At 63.5% G+C, this 16261-nt stretch carries 15 protein-coding genes; 7 read left to right on the top strand and 8 right to left on the bottom strand.

Translation table 11 applies throughout. The features are described 5' to 3' along the window. Nucleotides 1–130 precede the first annotated feature (130 nt). On the top strand, nucleotides 131–583 hold the full coding sequence (locus tag ACLBX9_RS08110) for a DoxX family protein (protein ID WP_447718551.1): 453 nt from the start codon (nucleotides 131–133) through the stop codon (nucleotides 581–583). A gap of 377 nt (nucleotides 584–960) precedes the next feature. Here ACLBX9_RS08110 and ACLBX9_RS08115 read toward each other — a convergent pair whose 3' ends face one another. Beyond that, nucleotides 961–1434, bottom strand: a complete 474-nt coding sequence (locus ACLBX9_RS08115) for a VOC family protein (RefSeq protein WP_447718552.1) — start codon at nucleotides 1432–1434, stop codon at nucleotides 961–963. Nucleotides 1435–2437: 1003 nt separating this feature from the next. On the opposite strand from ACLBX9_RS08115, the gene ACLBX9_RS08120 reads away from it, so the two are divergent. Further along, nucleotides 2438–3457, top strand: a complete 1020-nt coding sequence (locus ACLBX9_RS08120) for an SMP-30/gluconolactonase/LRE family protein (protein ID WP_447718553.1) — start codon at nucleotides 2438–2440, stop codon at nucleotides 3455–3457. A gap of 565 nt (nucleotides 3458–4022) precedes the next feature. Continuing rightward, nucleotides 4023–4685, top strand: a complete 663-nt coding sequence (gene rnhA, locus ACLBX9_RS08125; RefSeq protein WP_447718554.1) for a ribonuclease HI — start codon at nucleotides 4023–4025, stop codon at nucleotides 4683–4685. 194 nt (nucleotides 4686–4879) lie between these two features. On the opposite strand, the gene ACLBX9_RS08130 is transcribed toward rnhA, so the two are convergent. From ACLBX9_RS08130 to ACLBX9_RS08145, 4 genes are all read right to left on the bottom strand, one after another. Next, complete coding sequence (locus ACLBX9_RS08130; RefSeq protein ID WP_447718555.1) at nucleotides 4880–5452, bottom strand: hypothetical protein; 573 nt, start codon at nucleotides 5450–5452, stop codon at nucleotides 4880–4882. 38 nt (nucleotides 5453–5490) lie between these two features. Continuing rightward, nucleotides 5491–6378, bottom strand: coding sequence for a DUF6719 family protein (locus ACLBX9_RS08135; protein WP_447718556.1), 888 nt, complete (start codon nucleotides 6376–6378; stop codon nucleotides 5491–5493). Between the two features lie 25 nt (nucleotides 6379–6403). After that, the gene (locus ACLBX9_RS08140) at nucleotides 6404–7246 is read right to left on the bottom strand and encodes a DUF6719 family protein (protein WP_447718557.1); all 843 of its coding nucleotides are present in this window, start codon (nucleotides 7244–7246) and stop codon (nucleotides 6404–6406) included. Between the two features lie 316 nt (nucleotides 7247–7562). Continuing rightward, nucleotides 7563–8507, bottom strand: a complete 945-nt coding sequence (locus tag ACLBX9_RS08145) for a LysR family transcriptional regulator (RefSeq protein ID WP_447718558.1) — start codon at nucleotides 8505–8507, stop codon at nucleotides 7563–7565. 105 nt (nucleotides 8508–8612) lie between these two features. Here ACLBX9_RS08145 and dctA point away from each other — a divergent pair, with 105 nt between their 5' ends. Next, nucleotides 8613–9947: a C4-dicarboxylate transporter DctA gene (dctA, locus tag ACLBX9_RS08150; RefSeq protein ID WP_447718559.1), complete on the top strand. Its 1335-nt coding sequence runs from the start codon at nucleotides 8613–8615 to the stop codon at nucleotides 9945–9947. A 56-nt stretch (nucleotides 9948–10003) separates the two neighbouring features. Continuing rightward, nucleotides 10004–11167, top strand: a complete 1164-nt coding sequence (locus ACLBX9_RS08155; RefSeq protein WP_447718560.1) for a mandelate racemase/muconate lactonizing enzyme family protein — start codon at nucleotides 10004–10006, stop codon at nucleotides 11165–11167. 287 nt (nucleotides 11168–11454) lie between these two features. Here the strand turns inward: ACLBX9_RS08155 and ACLBX9_RS08160 are convergent, their stop codons facing one another. Then, on the bottom strand, nucleotides 11455–12711 hold the full coding sequence (locus tag ACLBX9_RS08160; RefSeq protein ID WP_447718561.1) for a hypothetical protein: 1257 nt from the start codon (nucleotides 12709–12711) through the stop codon (nucleotides 11455–11457). Nucleotides 12712–12876: 165 nt separating this feature from the next. On the opposite strand from ACLBX9_RS08160, the gene ACLBX9_RS08165 reads away from it, so the two are divergent. Both ACLBX9_RS08165 and ACLBX9_RS08170 read left to right on the top strand, forming a co-directional pair. Beyond that, a complete protein-coding gene (locus tag ACLBX9_RS08165; RefSeq protein ID WP_447718562.1) occupies nucleotides 12877–13005 on the top strand; it encodes a helix-turn-helix domain-containing protein in 129 nt (42 codons plus the stop codon). Nucleotides 13006–13295: 290 nt separating this feature from the next. Continuing rightward, nucleotides 13296–14336: an FUSC family protein gene (locus ACLBX9_RS08170; RefSeq protein WP_447718563.1), complete on the top strand. Its 1041-nt coding sequence runs from the start codon at nucleotides 13296–13298 to the stop codon at nucleotides 14334–14336. Between the two features lie 395 nt (nucleotides 14337–14731). Here the strand turns inward: ACLBX9_RS08170 and ACLBX9_RS08175 are convergent, their stop codons facing one another. Together ACLBX9_RS08175 and ACLBX9_RS08180 are read right to left on the bottom strand one after the other, a co-directional pair. After that, the gene (locus ACLBX9_RS08175) at nucleotides 14732–15781 is read right to left on the bottom strand and encodes an aliphatic amidase (protein WP_447718564.1); all 1050 of its coding nucleotides are present in this window, start codon (nucleotides 15779–15781) and stop codon (nucleotides 14732–14734) included. Between the two features lie 46 nt (nucleotides 15782–15827). Continuing rightward, entirely contained in the window at nucleotides 15828–16145 is a 318-nt protein-coding gene (locus tag ACLBX9_RS08180) for an FmdB family zinc ribbon protein (RefSeq protein ID WP_447718565.1), read from the bottom strand. Nucleotides 16146–16261: the final 116 nt, after the last annotated feature.

A 16261-nucleotide genomic window follows, 5' to 3' on the forward strand; every position in this document is an offset into this window, starting at 1 on the left:
AATACCAGGATCTATTGCGGAAGACCGCTCTTTCGTGAGAACGTTGAAGGTGCGAGTTCCTCAGGGCGGTCTTGTGCCTGAGACCGCTTACCTATCCCGACAAGGCTTTCATATGATTTGGATCAATCTGGTGGCCATTCCCCTGGCCGCCAAAATCTGCCTCGTCGGCATGTTTCCCTTAAGCGCCTACGATAAGGTTGCCCATTGGGATGAGGCGATAAAGCAGGCGAAATCCGGCCCACTTCCGTTTCCCAGCCTCGTTCTTATTCTGGGCATTGCCGTCGAAGCGATAACACCGCTGCTGATCGTAGCCGGCTTATGGGACAGAGCCGCAGCTCTCGTGCTCGCCGGTTTCTGTGCGGTGACAGCGGTGATGTACCATCAGTTCTGGACCTTTCCGCGCTTCTGGTCGCGGAAGGGCGAAGGCCGGGCGCACCTCTGGGACTTTCTCAAGAATTTCGGTCTGGTCGGCGGATTGCTGCTGGTGGTGATCGGTGGAAGCTACGCCCCTGCTTCGCAGGTGGCGACGCATCCGCTTTCGAACGGGCCGTGGGCTGCTGCCGCAATGCCCGGGACGCACTGAGGATATGCGGGATACACCGGGATGCGTTGAGGCTCGGACACGGCCGTCCGCCTGTACGGCGGGCTCGCTCCGAAGCGGTCATTCCGCTTTCGGCCATTAGCAGCCAATTGCCGAGCGTCTGCTTTTGTCGGACCCGCTTCCCAAACCGGAACAGCTGCAATCCACCCAACCCTGCCGTTTATTGATCCGGGTGGACGAGACCGGAAGTGGCCGAAAGCGGCAGGCCCGCTTTGGAGAAGGCCGGACGGGAAAGCGGACAGCCTCCTATCGATCCGATGCGGTCGCCCGGACTGCCGTCGAGGCTCCTCTATAGCGGTCGTTCGCCGGGCCTCTGTCGACTTCGGATCGGGATGGCAAGCGGTTCCCGCCCGACGGCATCAGAAATCTGAGACGGAAGCTGGCGGCTGCATGAACTCGATTGTCGCGCCGTCAGGGCCAACAGCGTAGATTACCCTCGTTCCAGCCCGCGCACCGCTCGCAAGCGGCTGCGGAATGCCTTGCGCCTTCCAGCCGTAGGGGGCGATCCGCACCAGGAGCGCGTCGAGATCATCGACCATAAGTGCCAGATGAGCGAAGCCAGGGTCGGACGGCTTGGCCGGCGCGCTCGGTCGGTCCGGACCCTGATACTCCAGAAGTTCGATCGTCTGATCCGCGAGCGAAACGATCGCCATGCGCACCGTCGCCCCATGCGCTCCGGTCACCTGACCGAGAAATTCGCCTCCCATCTCCCCCGTCCGCACGAGTCGCGCGCCGAGCCCGCCGACCCAGAACCGAAGGGCTTCGTCGAGGCAGGCGACCGCGAAGCCGACATGATCGGCACGCCGCACGTGGATGCTCGTGTGTTCCGTCATGCGGGATGCCCTACCGAGAAAGGAGTCATTCGTCTGCCATAGGTCGTGGTCGGACCCCGGTTATGTTCGCTTCGATGCATCTGCCTTGGGGAAGCGCAAAGACGAAAACCACCCCGAGCAGTCATTCATCGTTGCCCGAGCGAGCGGCTTGCGCGCAGCAGGTCGCCGACTCCGCATTTGGTTGGTGACCTGCTCTTTGCCGCTGGTGTCGGCTCAACGCCTTAAGTGCCTCGGTATGGACGCATTGAAGGGCCTATATATTTTCCCGCGCAGCCTGTTCAAAGCAAGCCTTTGCCACCTCTGAGATCGGCAAACTCGAGTGCCCGGCCGTTCTAGAGGTATCATCAAGGCAAGAGCGCACACGATCTCGGGAGCCAGTCCCAACACCCGACGTGTCTAGATTGCGCAGTAGATTATCTTTGTCCTTCGGCGATGCGCTGGCCCAGGCCTGCATTGTATCCCCAGCGTCCAACGCGATAGCGGGTGCTGCCATCATAGCGAGCGCGAATAAGCCAGCGGGAAGGTAACGCATTGTTTTAGCCTCGAAAGACGATGAACCTGCGGCCAAGCTCAATTATATTTCAGTACGTGAAGAAGGCTGAGATTCGTTCCGCAAGGATCTTCAACCTGCGAGCAAAGCGACTTTCGAACTCAGATAGGTCCCGAAGGACCTTGGCGAACTGCCGACGACTTGGGGCAAAAACGCACAGCTTCCCTTCCACATCGAGGCGTGGACGACATCGCACGCATGCCGGGTCTGGGCTCCGCCAACACCATCCACCGGGGGATGCGGACGTGCACCGATGTCACCAGTTCGGTTCCGAGCGATGAGCATTCCCCCGGCTCGGCGGCGACGCGGGCGGCATTCGAACCTTGCCGATGACGGCAGGCTGTTCGCGGAGCGTCCGCTTACCAGCGTCACATCCCGAAATCCGCGAGACACAGCGCCCGGCTTCCGTACAATCCCCCGTCCGGCTCGAAGACCGGACAGGGGAGACGAGCGATGAACCGACGTGATGTCCTGGTGGATGCCGCCGCCCTGGTGGCGACCACGGTCGTGGCGCAGGCCGACCGGTTGCCCCTGGGAGACCTGCCGGGCACGCGCTATCCCGATCCGCGGGTTGAGGCGCTCGACAAGCGTTTCCGCTACAAGGTCGGCAACGCCGCCATCGAGCGCATCGCCACAGGCTTCCGGTGGGCGGAAGGACCGGTCTACTTCCGGGACGGCGGTTACCTGCTGTGGAGCGACATCCCGAACAACCGGATCATGCGCTGGCTCGAGAACGGCCACGTCAGCGTCTATCGGGCGAACGCGAACTACGCGAACGGTAACACCCGCGACCGCCAGGGTCGGCTGATCACCTGCGAGCACGACACCCGCCGGGTGACCCGCACCGAGCCGGACGGAACGATCACTGTCCTGATCGACACGTTCGACGGCAAGCCGCTCAACGCGCCCAACGACGTGATTGTGGCCTCCGATAACGCGATCTGGTTCACCGATCCGGGTTACGGCATCGACGGGAACTACGAAGGTCACAAGGCCAAGGCGGAACTGCCGACACGGGTCTACCGGCTCGACCTCTCGACCGGACAGGCCCAGGTGGCGGCAGAGGGCATCGACCGGCCGAACGGCCTCGCCTTCTCGCCCGACGAGAAGACGCTCTACGTCGTCGATTCCGGCATCACCCATGACGGGCGATCCAATATCCGCGCCTTCACGGTCGAGGGCGACCGGCTCACCGGCGATCGCGTCTTCGCGGAAGGCTTCGCCCCGGGCTTCACCGACGGCGTCCGCACCGACATCGACGGTAACGTCTGGTGCTCCATGGGATGGGCTGACCCGAACGAGGACGGCGTGCGCTGCTACGCGCCGTCGGGCGACCTGATCGGCAAGATCCACCTGCCCGAGACCTGTGCCAATCTCTGTTTCGGCGGGCCGAAGCGGAACCGGCTGTTCATGGCAGCGAGCACCTCGATCTACGCGGTCTATGTGGAGACGCAGGGGGCGATGGTACCGTAGCGGATCTCGGCAACCTCACGACTCTCGCCGTGTGTGAACCCCTCCCAATATGCGGGACGGGTCGGACGACTGCGGGCCTGACGGCCACGACTGCTTCGGTCAGTTCTCGCCCGGAAGCGGACGCGCCGGTTTTCACCCTACCCAGTCATTGCAGCACATGCCGGCAAGGCTGGAACTGGCCGAGAGCGGTATAGCTGCTTCCGAGGAGTGACGCCGGGAGAGCGGACGAGCGCATCCCAACCCATGCTAGCCCTGCAGATAGTTGTTGGCCCCCCGCAAATATGGCTCGGCGTCGCGAGCAGTTCTTCGCGTTGCCAAACCGGTCGGGTTTTGACTTAAGCGCTGCAGATGGCCACTCCGTCAGGAGCGACTGATTTGCGACACCTCGATCTCGCTGACGAGCGCCAGGTTTGACCTTCCTGTAATGTCCTGGCGATGGATATGCTGCTCGGCTCGCCGCCATCGAGCGGTACCAGCCTCGGGTGGGGATACCATCTGTCAGCCAATTTCAGGCATCGATGGCGGCTTCTCATCGACCACGCCATTCGGAAGGGCTGACGCCACGATGCGAACGATCGTTTATGCCGATGGAGGTTGCGACCCTAACCCTGGCCCTGGTGGTTGGGGGGTCGTCGTTGCCGCCCCGGACGGCACAATCGAGCTATGTGGCGGGGAGCCCGGCACCACGACCAACAACCGCATGGAGTTGACGGCTGCGATCAAGGGCCTCGAGCATTTCTCGGTCGGGGCCGCGATCGAGATGCGGTGCGACAGCCAATACGTCGTCAAATCGGTGACCGAGTGGATGCACGGTTGGAAGGCGAAAGGCTGGCGCACGACGACGGGTGACGTGAAGAACGTCGACCTCATGAAGCGCCTCGACGAACTGAATGCGACGCGCGACGTGAAATGGACCTGGATCCGGGGGCATGCTGGCGACCGACTCAATGAGCGCGCCGATGCTCTCGTTCACCGGGGCCGTCGCGAAGCGAAGCTTGGCAAACTCGAGGCGCGCAACAGTGCTGCGCCCATACCGGCCCCTGCGGCCGAAGCAGCTTCGCCGAGAAAAGGTGCCGACCTGCACGTCGATCTTGCACTTGGCCTCCAGGTCACTCGGGCCGCGAAGGCGGCGGGTGTCACGCCCGAGGCGCTGGTCGACGATGCCATTCGCTTCTACCTGGAGATTGGGCCAAGCGAGGTCGCACGCCTGCGATCAAGCCGAGCGTAGGGGGTGAGGCCGGATGCGGCGACGCTTATCGCCGGTTCGATCCCGGTGTGCGACATGAGTTCGCCGCTCGGACACCAGTAAGCTGTAGATCGGCGTGGCAACTTGGACGCCGACTACCGGCATCATCGATGAGTTATGAGCTGGACCGAGGTCGCGAACTTCCTCGATTCACCCGCCGAGAAAGCGATTATCAATCACGGTCGACCAAGACTCGTTGCCACGCCAGTCGACATCGCGGTCGAGCCCGAGATGTAATAGGCCGTTCCGTTGGGCGACCTGCTCGACAGCTCTGCCCCCGCGGGGCTCCCCATCTCGTAGTAGAGCGCCGTCATGTTGCCCATAGCGCGGCCACTGCTGCTGGGCTCGTAGCCACGCGCCAGATGGAAACCGAGCCCGCGCTTGCCCTGCCGACCGATCCCCTCGCGGATGTCTTGGCTGTTTACGTAGTGCCGCCGTGCCCCAGCCGCGAACAGTATGGTGCACGTGCTGGAGCAAGGGCCGTGTGCTGCATCGTAGATCGTCACAGCGCCGGTAGCCTTGATGTTGCGTGCGATCGGAGCTGCTACCGCCAAGTCGCCGCCGATGCTCGATAGATCGACCGCTTGGTAGCTGCCTTGCGGGGCGACCGCCGCATATTTGAGGTCGTCACCAGCCTCGATCCGTCCACGCAAAACGACGGTCGCGCCTGAACGGTAGACCTCAGCCGCCTCAGCGCTGACGACCGATCCCACCGTCAAGAGAATGACTCCGACAAGCCAAAACATCATCTTGGAGAGTCCTTCGTCAGAGCACGCCGCATCAACGCCTACGGTCGATCAATGCAGCGATTAGACCGAGGAACGTTGATATTGTTGTTCCCGCCAGTCACTTCCTTGATCTGTCCCGTGGGGCATGAGCCGTCGTTCACGAGCACCTTTTTGCCGTAGGCCAGCGTGCCTGGTGCGGGATCCTTATCAAGAATCCCGGTCTTTGGAGCGATCTGCGCGCTGACTCCAGTGCGGATCCGCTGAGTGCTGTCGTAGGCGAGGTAGGCAAGACCGCAGAGGACGATGGCGAGGCTGAGTGCGACCAGTAGCTTTCGGTGGAAGCGCCTCACCTGCCGCCCGATTAACCGCCAGCCAGTGATCGGCATAGCGCTGATCTCGTAGGCTGCGACGGGGCGCGGGATGTTCTTGAGCGCCTTGTTTCCATGAAATCGGAACTGCACCGTCAGTTTCGCTTCGATGAACTCTTTCACTTCACGGGAAATGAAGATGCTGTCGGGCTCGGCTATCCCTTCGAGCCGCGCGGCGATGTTAACCGCGTCGCCCAGGAGGTTGTCGCCCGTGCGCAAGACGTCACCGGTATGGATGCCGATACGGAACCGAAGCGGGCGTCCGGCCTCCGCTGCGTAATGCAGACTACCGACGCTCTCCTGGATCTCGAGCGCGCATCGCGCCGCCTCGACCGGGCTCTCGAACTCGGCAAGCACGTTGTTCGGGGCCGTCGTAAAAACGCGCCCGCCGCGGCTGGCGATCAAACTGTCAATGGCAGTGCGGTGGCGAGCCAGCGCGACGACCGTATCCTCCTCGGCTGCGTTCATATGACTTGTGAAGTCGACGACCTCGACCGCTAAAATCGTTCGCAAAGTCCGTTTGGCGGTCTGGAACTGGGGCTCGTGTTTCATCACCATGCCCCACACGCCCGGCGACACTTCACATCGTTGTTGTGCCGCACGATCATGGCCGCGGCACACAACGCTCGCCGCGGGACAATCCGAGCGTCATGTTGCCACCGGAGACCTCGCGTATTTGCCCAACGGCGCATGAGCCATCATCGATGAGCATCCGTTGCCCGGGCGTCAGCCAGCCCGAAGGGGGATCGTGCGGCAACACTGTATTGGCTGCGGCCATGCGGTAGCCGATCCCAACCTTGAGAAAAGCGATACCGTCATAGGCCGCAAAAACATACGCAAATGCAATAAGCCCGGCCGCAGCGGCGATCGATATCCGCCAGCGCCGCCACGCGCGCTTGAACAGCAACGTGCGGGAAGCCGGTACGGTATTGATCTCGTACAGGGCGATCGGGCGAGCGATATCTTTGAGCGTCTCGTATCCTCGAAAACGGAACGGCGCTGCTGTCTCCGGGTCGAGGAAGTCCATAACCTCTCGCGAGATCAGCAGCCCCCCGACTGGGGCGAAGCTCTCCAGCCGCGCGGCGACATTGACCGCATCGCCGATGAGGCTGTCACCGCGGCGTAGTACGTCCCCCGTGTGGATGCCGATACGAAACTTGAGCGGACGCAGATTTGTGGCGACCTCGTGGAAGGCGGCGATGGCTTTCTGAGTATCGCATGCGCATCGGACCGCTGCGCTGGGGCTGTCGAACTCAGCCACGACGCTGTCTCCTGCCGTGGTGAAAATGCGTCCCCCCAACTTCGCGATCAGGCCGTCGATGATCTCACGATGGCGGGCGAGCGAGGCGATGGTTTGACTCTCTGCCTCGCTCATATGGCGGCTGTAGCCCACCACGTCGGCGGCGAAGATAGTGCGCAGGGTGCGTATCGAGCGCTCAGCTTCCATGGCCAACCTTAGGCGGGCGAAGCCAGGCTCAGCAACGAAAGTCTTTCTGAAGGGCTGGTGCGAGGGCCCATCGCTGAACTGATATCAGGCGATAGGGTGACATAAGTCTGCTTGAGGGTGGCTGTCAGATTCGCTGAATGGCGGAGATGGGCGCAATAACCGTACGGCCGGGTTGCGCCCACTGACGAGCCGGCATGGCGCGATTTAGCCGTAAGCAGAATGGCAGCCTCGGAGAAAGAACACGGCAAAAGCGGACGGTTACCACTTGATCAAAGACAACAAAGAATGCAGCGCGAGCAACGCTCGAGAGCAAACGTCATTCCAAGCTGGTCCCGCTGCTGACGGTGTTCCACAGTTGGTCTGCAGACTTGTTGCGCGTACGAAGGCAGCGGAACAGTCGCACCTCGACCGGGATATCGAAGCGCGCCGGCCCCGCCCGTACTAGGCGGCCGTGGGCCTGATCGTCCGCCACGAGCGTCTGCGGGAGCCAGGCGACGCCGTGACCCGCTCGAACCATCGGCGCCAGGGTTGCGGCCAAATGCGACGTGAGGCTTGGCGTAAGATCGGCCAACATGCCGCCCTGGCAAGCCGTAACGATGCGCCCAAGGCCCGATGCCTGGCCGTAGGCTAAATAGGGCGTCGGTGCAGTCGGGGTTCCTGGTAGTGTCCAGCGCGCTTGCCCCGCCGCATCGACCGCGCTGAACGGGACCAGCACGTCCTTGCCGACCCAGACGCTCGGAAAGCTCTCGGCCGGGAAGCGCATGCCGGCCGCCGCGTGGAAGTGACACAGCAGGAAGTGCACCTGTCCGGTGAGCATCAACTGCTCGCAGGCCGCCATGCTGTCCGAGATCAGATTGAGCGTGCCGAGAGCCTGGGGCTGCAGCACGTTTCTGATCCAATTCGGGAAAAACGTGAACGAGAGCGCATGCGTCGCTGCGATCGACAGGCCGGCGGTTTCGCGCTGCCCGATCGCCTGGGTCTCGCGCTGGGACCGTTCAAGATCGCGCAGCAGATGCTGCGCGGGCAACACGAAGTGCCGTCCCGCTGGCGTGGGACTCGCGCCCTGCGAACTGCGGTCGAACAACGGCGTGCCGACCCAGTCCTCCAGCGAACGAATGCGCCGGCTGAACGCAGGCTGTGTAACGTTTCGAGCATCGGCCGCACGTGAGAACGTTCGATGCTCAACGAGAGCAAGGAAGTCCCTAAGCCAGTCGAGATCCATGTCCCGTGATGCCGTTTGTGCATAGCGCGCCTCGAACATGGCATTGGCCCCGGCATCCCGTCCAGCCGTAGGTGGGCACCAAGCTCCCAGCCGAGGGGCGCCGCAAGCCGTCGTCCGATCCGTCGATCGTGGAGGAACGCCACCATGAAGGCATGGCTCAGCAAGCTCTACATCCAGGTCTTCATCGGCCTCGTGCTCGGTGCGCTGCTCGGATACTTCGCCCCGAGCATAGGTGTGACGCTCCAGCCGCTCGCGGACGGCTTCATCAAGCTTATCAAGATGCTGCTCGCGCCGGTCATCTTCGGCACGATTGTCGTCGGCATCGCCAAGATGGGCAACTTGAAGGAAGTCGGTCGGATTGGTGTCCGGGCCCTCTTCTACTTCGAGGTGGTCTCGACGCTGGCGCTCGTGATTGGCCTTTTGGTCGTCAACGTCATGAAGCCCGGCGTCGGCATGAACATCGATCCCTCGCACATCAACGGCGGAGCCGTCGCCGGCTACGCGAAAGTTGCGGAAGCTCAGCCGGGGGTTGTCGGCTTCCTCATGGACATTATCCCGACGACGATCGTGGATGCTTTTGCCAAGGGCGCCATGCTCCAGATCATCCTGATCTCGGTGCTTCTCGGCCTCGCCCTGGTCCAAGCCGGCGAGCGCGGCAAGCCCGTCGTGGCCATCGTCGATAGTCTGCTCGACGCGATGTTTCGCATCGTCGCCATGGTGATGCGGCTTGCACCCATCGGCGCGGGGGCCGGCGTCGCCTTTACCATCGGCCGGTACGGCCTGGGCACGGTTTGGTCGCTCGCCTATCTCATGCTTTGCGTCTACGTCACCTCGATCCTTTTCGTCGCTCTCGTGCTCGGCTCGGTCGCCCGCTGGACCGGGTTCCCGCTGATGAAGGTGCTGAGCTACTTCAAGGACGAGATCCTCATCACCTTCGGTACCTGCTCGACCGAGGCGGTGATGCCGCGGATGCTGGCCAAGCTTGAACGACTCGGCTGCGACAAATCGGTGGTCGGGCTGGTGCTGCCCACCGGCTACACCTTCAACGCCGACGGCACCTGCATCTACCTGACGATGGCGGCGATCTTCGTCGCGCAGGCCACCAACACGCCCCTTCCCATCGGCGACCAACTCGTGGTGCTCGGCGTGTTGCTCCTGACCTCGAAGGGTTCGGCCGGGGTCGCGGGCGCAGGTTTTGTTACCCTCGCTGCCACGCTGTCGAGCATCCACACCGTGCCCGTCGCCGGCCTCGTGCTGCTTCTCGGTGTCGATCGCTTCATGAACGAGGCGCGGGCTGTCACCAACCTGATCGGCAACGCGGTGGCGACCATCGCTGTCGCGAAGTGGGAAGGCGCCTTCGACCAACGGCAAGCCGAGGCCGCCTACGCGGACCGGGAGGTGATTGCGATCGACAGCGCCACGCTGCCCGAACCCAAGGCCGAGCCAATCCTGGCAGGACCGCGACCCGTGGCGCAGTAAGGCCACTCGATCTCGGCCCAACCCTTTCATCTTGCGCCCGACATCGGAGAACAACCATGCGTATCATTGACGTCTGCGAGGTCACCAAGCCGATCTCGTCCCCCATCCGGAACGCCTACATCGACTTCTCAAAGATGACGACGAGCCTCGTCGCCGTCGTGACAGACGTTGAGCGCGACGGGCGGCGGGTCGTAGGCTACGGCTTCAACTCGAACGGCCGCTACGGCCAGGGCGGTCTCATCCGCGAGCGCTTCCGCGATCGCCTGCTCGAAGCCGATCCCGCGAGCATGCTGAATGAGGCCGAGGACAACCTTTGCCCGCACAAGCTCTGGGCAGCGATGATGAAGAACGAGAAGCCCGGTGGCCATGGCGAGCGCTCGGTGGCGGTGGGCACTCTCGACATGGCAATCTGGGACGCCACGGCGAAGATCGCAGGCAAGCCGTTGTTCCGGCTGCTCGCCGAGCAGAAGGGCCGGGAGGCGGATCCGCGGGTCTTCGTCTACGCGGCCGGCGGCTACTACTATCCCGGCAAGGACGACACCAAACTGCGCGCCGAGATGCGCGGGTACCTCGACCGCGGCTACAACGTCGTGAAGATGAAGATCGGCGGGGCGTCGATTGAGGAGGACCAACGGCGCATCGAGGCGGTGCTGACAGAGATCGGTTCGCAGGCGCAACTCGCCGTCGACGTGAACGGACGCTTCGATCTCGAGCAGGGCATCGCCTACGCCAAGATGCTCCGCCAGTATCCCCTGTTCTGGTACGAGGAGGTCGGCGACCCGCTCGACTACGCACTGCAGGCGGCCCTGTCGGAGTTCTACCCTGGCCCCATGGCGACCGGCGAGAACCTGTTCTCACATCAGGATGCGCGCAACCTCCTGCGCTACGGTGGTATGCGGCCGGATCGGGACTACCTCCAGTTCGACTGCGCGCTGTCCTACGGGCTCGTGGAGTACCTGCGCACACTTGATGTGTTGCATCAGTTCGCGTGGTCGCCCTCACGCTGCATCCCGCACGGCGGGCACCAGATGTCACTCAACATCGCGGCGGGGCTGGGCCTCGGCGGCAACGAAAGCTACCCCGACCTGTTCCAGCCCTACGGCGGCTTCCCTGACGGGGTCACGGTCAAAGACGGATACATCACGATGCCGGAGCTGCCCGGCATCGGCTTCGAGGGCAAAGCCGACCTCATCAAGGTCATGCACGAACTGGCCGAATGAAGTGCGAGCTGTGAGTTGGGCCATTGATCCAAAGCCCGACCTACCTCTGGCATTGCCAGACCATTGTAGGCTGCGACGGCAAGTTCAATCGAACCTACGATGTGCATTCTCAAGCTTGGCACTTCAGAAAGCGGACAATCCGATTTCCACCAGTCTGAGCCGTCCACTCAGGTAATGTGCGGCGGCTGACCCTCGCCGCAAACGGAATGGCAGCTTCGGAGTGGGCAGGCCGCAAAAGCGGACACCCCACCCCGATCCAATTTGGACTGCCAGTTGATTCGAAGCCCTTAGCCCTTGACGGCCGGCATTGCGGGCTTCGGCTCGCCACCGCCAAACCAGCCCTTGATCATCCCAACGAGCTCGCTTGGGACCACAATCCAAGACGGCAGAAATCCGGAGGCATTGCCGTTCCAGCGGCCTGCCAACGTCTGACGCGCCTGCGCGTCCGAGCGGCGGATCTCCATATCGAGAATCCGCTCTTGGATCGGCAGCGTGGCGAGTTGCGCCTGGGCTGATTGCGCCCGCTTGTCGGCCATGAACGTCTCGTCGATCGCAGCCTGGATCGCGGCATTCTCGAAGCTCAACTCGTCAGCGAAGCCCAGCGTCGTCACCGTGATGCCCATCGGCGCGAACTGATCGACCACCGCCTTCTCGACGGAGGCCATGATCTCGGCCTTCTGGTGGATAGCGTCATCGGTCGTGCGCTTGCCGAACTCGCGCGCGAGCGCGGCCTGTACCGTGCGGTGCACGTTGCCGTCGACCACCTCGGCAAGCGAGCGGCCGTAGAGCACGGAGGCGAAGCGCGCCTCGTCCGTGTCCTGAGCCGCCGGCTTGGTGCCAAACCAATACAGGAATTTGGCTGCGTCCTCCTCCTTCACGAAGGCGGAGATGACCACCGAAGTCGACAAGCCGATTGACTCAGCGGTCTCGAACCGAAAGCCCTGGTCAGCGCTCGACGTGCCGCGGTTGGCCGACGTCGTCCATTCGCGCGACACGGGCGTACGGTCGACAATGATCAGTCGGGCTGCCGGCACGTAGTAGTCCGACAGCGTGCCGGTGTTCGGAAGCTTGGTGTGCGGGATCTGCACCCGCTTGGCCGCGACCTTGCTCTCGGACAGGAACCGCTCCGAACCGAACTGCACCTGCGTCGTCTTCGTGTCCCCGCTCTCCGGGATCATGAAGGCCGACTGGTTCGGCAGGATCTCGATGTACTCGCCGTAGTCGTACTTGCTGAAGTAGGCGCGCGACGGCTCAGGCGCGGCCACGATGCCGAGTCCGAGCAGACCTGCTGCTAGTGGCGCTCGGCGTCCGGGAACGAGCCAGATGAGCGCCAGCACGGCGAGGAGTGCCAGGAACGGCAGAGAGGATCCGCTTGCCAGATCGGCGGCGGCACTCGTCTTCAGGGGGGCAAGGTCACTGTTGAACAGTTGCTCGACGGCGGCTCGGCCAGCCGCCATGCCGGCCTCGATAGAGGCGAGGCGGGATAGGCCGGCGTAGGTTGCGACGGCGCCGAGCGAGAGGCCGGCGCGGATGAGAGTAGACATGGTAGTCTCGATAGTTCGACGCCCGGTCTGGGCGCGAGCGATATCGGCGTAGGCGCTGGCTCTGCTCAGTGGTCCGAAGTCGAAGCTCAGCCTCGAGCTGAGCAGGCGCCGCATGGAACTTTTCGCACATGCGTAGCGGTTGCCGAGCAGGTCTGTTCAGGTTGTTTGGCTGGAACGCCCGTGCATGTGAACCGCACGCTCCCGGTACTCGAGCAGATGGGTCTGATTGAGCTGACCAGGAGGCGTCTGCGGATCCTCAACTTGCCTCGGCTACATGCGATGGCGGAGTTCTGACTTGCCGGGTGGGCGTCGCGCCGAACGTGTGGTCCTGCGCGCAGGAGATCCAGCGTGACGTAGTCTGGCCGAAGACAGCCCGGCCGCTTCGGAGGACGTCAGACAGGAAAGCTGACATCCCGCACAGCCTACCCACGGCTGTCAGCATGCAGTAGCCTCACAACTGACCCGGTCCAAAACACCGGTCAGGTCTGTGGCATGTAGCCGAAGTGAGAATCCGAACGATAGGAGATGGGGGCGCCAAGGTGCGAGCGAAGTGGCGGCCGTCCAGCAAGCCGACGACCCTGCTCGTGGAATGGCTGGAGCACGTCGATCCCGGCACGCACCGACGCATCAAGGGCCTTCGTCTGGTCACAGCCTATGGTATCGCGGCGATGCTCGGCGCGGTGCTGGAGCCTCATCAGGTCGCCAACGGCGGCGTGCTGAGTTCCCTAGCGGGCGGTTTTGCACTCTGGGCAAGCGTCTCAGAAGGTCAGACGACCCGTGCCGCATCCAGCCGTGACCTCCTGCTCCTGTGTGCCGCGGCCGTGGCAGGTGCGGTCAGTATGATCGGCTTCGGGGTGATATTCAGATTGGGCACGTGGCTCAGCCCGGAAGCGGTGCTGATCACAGGCGCCTTCTTGGTTGGGTACCTGAAACGGTTCGGGACGCTCGGGGCCGGTGTCGGGTCGCAAGTCTACATCGGACAGTTGCTGGCCTACGGTGCGTCTCTGCATCTCGCCGATACCGCAACCGTCGTGCTCGCCGGCGTTGTTGCGGCGGTCGCCGCTATCGTACCGCGGGTGCTCAGCGGCCCTGCCGAGCGACCGGTGTCACTGCCTATCAGCGGTGCGCTCGAACTCGTAAGCCCTGCTCAGCGAGGCCGTGAGCTGCGCATGGGACTGCAGGCGGCGCTCGCGGCCTTGATCATCGTCCTGCTGAGCGCCGCGTTTCACCTCGAAGAATCAGCCTGGGCCATCACGGCGTGCACTTACGTCATCGGCGCCTCGGCCGCCGACACGCTGGACCGGGTTCGACGCCGGATCCTGGGCACGCTCGTCGGTGTCCCACTCGGCCTGATGCTCCTGCCGGTCGCGGCGCACGCGCCACTCGTCCTCTGGCTGGCAGCAGCGCTTGCGCTGGTGGTCTATGCCATGGCGCTCCCCGAGCGTTACGACGTCGCCTGTGGAGCTTACGCGTTTACGCTAATGGTGACGCTGGCTGCCACCGGGGAGCGTTCGACGCTGCTTCTGGCCGCGCGTGCTTGGGAGACGCTCATCGGCGGTGCGATCGGACTGACGGCTGCAGTGCTCGTCCTGCCGCTGCGTCCACAGCGGAAAACCAGCCCGTAAGACCCGGACGATCTCGGCGCGGCGCCGATCCCGATCCGACTCCGAGACGCGATGGCTGATGATCTAGAAATTGGAGCCGAGCCGGCGGGGCTGATGCTCGCCTGCGCATTGGAGTGGCACAGCAAGCGCTCACGGATCATCGACTGAGCGCCTCCATCATCGATCCACTGCCCCGGCGGCGTCAGGGCGCGTACGCGGAGTCGAACGACCGGTTTCGCCGAACCTTGAGCTTCGGCATGGCGGAGCTTCGCAGAAAGCGGCTAGTCCGCTCTCGGCATCAAACGTCACGGATGCAGCCATTCGCTGCAGCAGGTGCCGTTCCAAGAACGAGAGCGGAGAAGCCTCGACGGCGTCATGCAATATAGAGCCCGCCGAGGCTCGGCAGGCCCAATAGATCAGAGATGAGGTGGCCCTTCGCCCTTACCAACGAAGGGGATACCCTCGATCGGACATTCGTCGGTCCCGACGCTCTGTCGCGTGATAGCCCGTACAGCATCGCGGGTTCCGTCGGGATCTTCGATCCAGCGCCGGTAAAAGTCGTAGGGACATTCCGACATCCCGTGCCGGTTCTCCTTCGAGTTGATCATACCCGTATAGCCGCGGTGCAAGAGCTTGAAGAGATGGTTCTCCGACTGACCGTGGGCGCGGAAGTCCCGGATCAGGAACTTGGAGAGGGCCGCGTACTGGATGCCCATCTCCTCCTCGCCGCATTCGCCGAGCGTCCGGCCGTCGAAGCCGATGATCGCCGAGTGGCCAAAATAGGTATAGACGCCGTCGAACCCGGCGGCATTCGAGACCGCAACGTAGACATTGTTTGCGAAGGCCATCGCCTTCGAGATGACGACCTGCTGCTCCTTGGCCGGGTACATGTAGCCCTGGCAGCGGATGATCAGCTCGGCGCCCCGCATGGCACAGTCGCGCCAGATCTCGGGATAATTTCCATCGTCGCAGATGATCAGGCTGATCTTCAGCCCCTTCGGCCCGTCCGACACATAGGTGCGGTCGCCCGGATACCAGCCCTCGATCGGCGTCCACGGCATGATCTTGCGGTACTTCTGGACGATCTCGCCCTGGTCGTTCATCAGGATGAGGGTGTTGTAGGGCGCCTTGTGCGGGTGCTCCTCGTGGCGCTCGCCGGTGAGCGAGAACACGCCCCAGACCTTGGCCTCCCGGCAGGCGGCGGCGAAGATCTCCGTCTCGGCGCCCGGGACCGTCGCGGCGGTCTCGTACATCTCGGCGGTGTCGTACATGATGCCGTGGGTCGAGTATTCCGGGAAGATCACGAGGTCGAGGCCGGGCAGGCCAGACTTCATTCCGACGATCATCTTGCCGATCGCCTTGGCGTTCTCCAGCACCTCCGCGTGGGTGTGCAGGCGCGGCATCTTGTAGTTCACGACGGCGACGCCGACGCTGTCCTGGCTGGACGAGATGTCTCCGTGCATCATGGCGTGCTGTCCTCCTGACCGTGATCGTCCTTCGGATGCGCGCGGCTCAGTGGCTGATCATCCAGGGCCGCGCCTTCGGGAAGCTCTTGGCGGCGGCCGGGGCGGCGGTCGCCGTCTTGGGTGGGCAGCAGCCGCAGCCCGCCCCGTGACTGCCCGAGCGCTTGGGCGCGTGGCTGCTGCGCTCGTTGGTGGCGTGGGCGGCCCTGAGGCCCGCATCCATGCCGGCGATGCGCGGCGCGGTGAGAAAGGCCCGCTGGCTCGCGCCCCCGCAATCCGGACAGGCATGAGGCTCGCGGAACTCCGCCATCGGCCGCATCACAGTGAAGGGCCCGCAGGCTTCGCAGGCGTAGTCGTAGACGGGCATGGGGTGCTTCCAGAAAGGCTGCCGATCAAGCGCGGGTCCCCTCTCCCGTGCGGAAGAGGGACAGGGTGAGGGGCGAGAACTGTCCGGAGAGGTCGCATCCCTCACCCCAACCCTCT

The sequence above is a fragment of the Methylobacterium sp. A49B genome (assembly GCF_053346215.1).

Excerpts from the sequence above, each read along its gene's own strand:
- ACLBX9_RS08180 (WP_447718565.1), bottom strand. The coding sequence starts at position 16,145 with ATGCCCGTCTACGACTACGCCTGCGAAGCCTGCGGGCCCTTCACTGTG.
- rnhA (WP_447718554.1), top strand. The coding sequence starts at position 4,023 with ATGCGAACGATCGTTTATGCCGATGGAGGTTGCGACCCTAACCCTGGC.
- ACLBX9_RS08120 (WP_447718553.1), top strand. The coding sequence starts at position 2,438 with ATGAACCGACGTGATGTCCTGGTGGATGCCGCCGCCCTGGTGGCGACC.
- ACLBX9_RS08115 (WP_447718552.1), bottom strand. The coding sequence starts at position 1,434 with ATGACGGAACACACGAGCATCCACGTGCGGCGTGCCGATCATGTCGGC.
- ACLBX9_RS08140 (WP_447718557.1), bottom strand. The coding sequence starts at position 7,246 with ATGGAAGCTGAGCGCTCGATACGCACCCTGCGCACTATCTTCGCCGCC.
- ACLBX9_RS08175 (WP_447718564.1), bottom strand. The coding sequence starts at position 15,781 with ATGATGCACGGAGACATCTCGTCCAGCCAGGACAGCGTCGGCGTCGCC.
- ACLBX9_RS08160 (WP_447718561.1), bottom strand. The coding sequence starts at position 12,711 with ATGTCTACTCTCATCCGCGCCGGCCTCTCGCTCGGCGCCGTCGCAACC.
- ACLBX9_RS08145 (WP_447718558.1), bottom strand. The coding sequence starts at position 8,507 with ATGTTCGAGGCGCGCTATGCACAAACGGCATCACGGGACATGGATCTC.
- ACLBX9_RS08155 (WP_447718560.1), top strand. The coding sequence starts at position 10,004 with ATGCGTATCATTGACGTCTGCGAGGTCACCAAGCCGATCTCGTCCCCC.
- dctA (WP_447718559.1), top strand. The coding sequence starts at position 8,613 with ATGAAGGCATGGCTCAGCAAGCTCTACATCCAGGTCTTCATCGGCCTC.
- ACLBX9_RS08130 (WP_447718555.1), bottom strand. The coding sequence starts at position 5,452 with ATGATGTTTTGGCTTGTCGGAGTCATTCTCTTGACGGTGGGATCGGTC.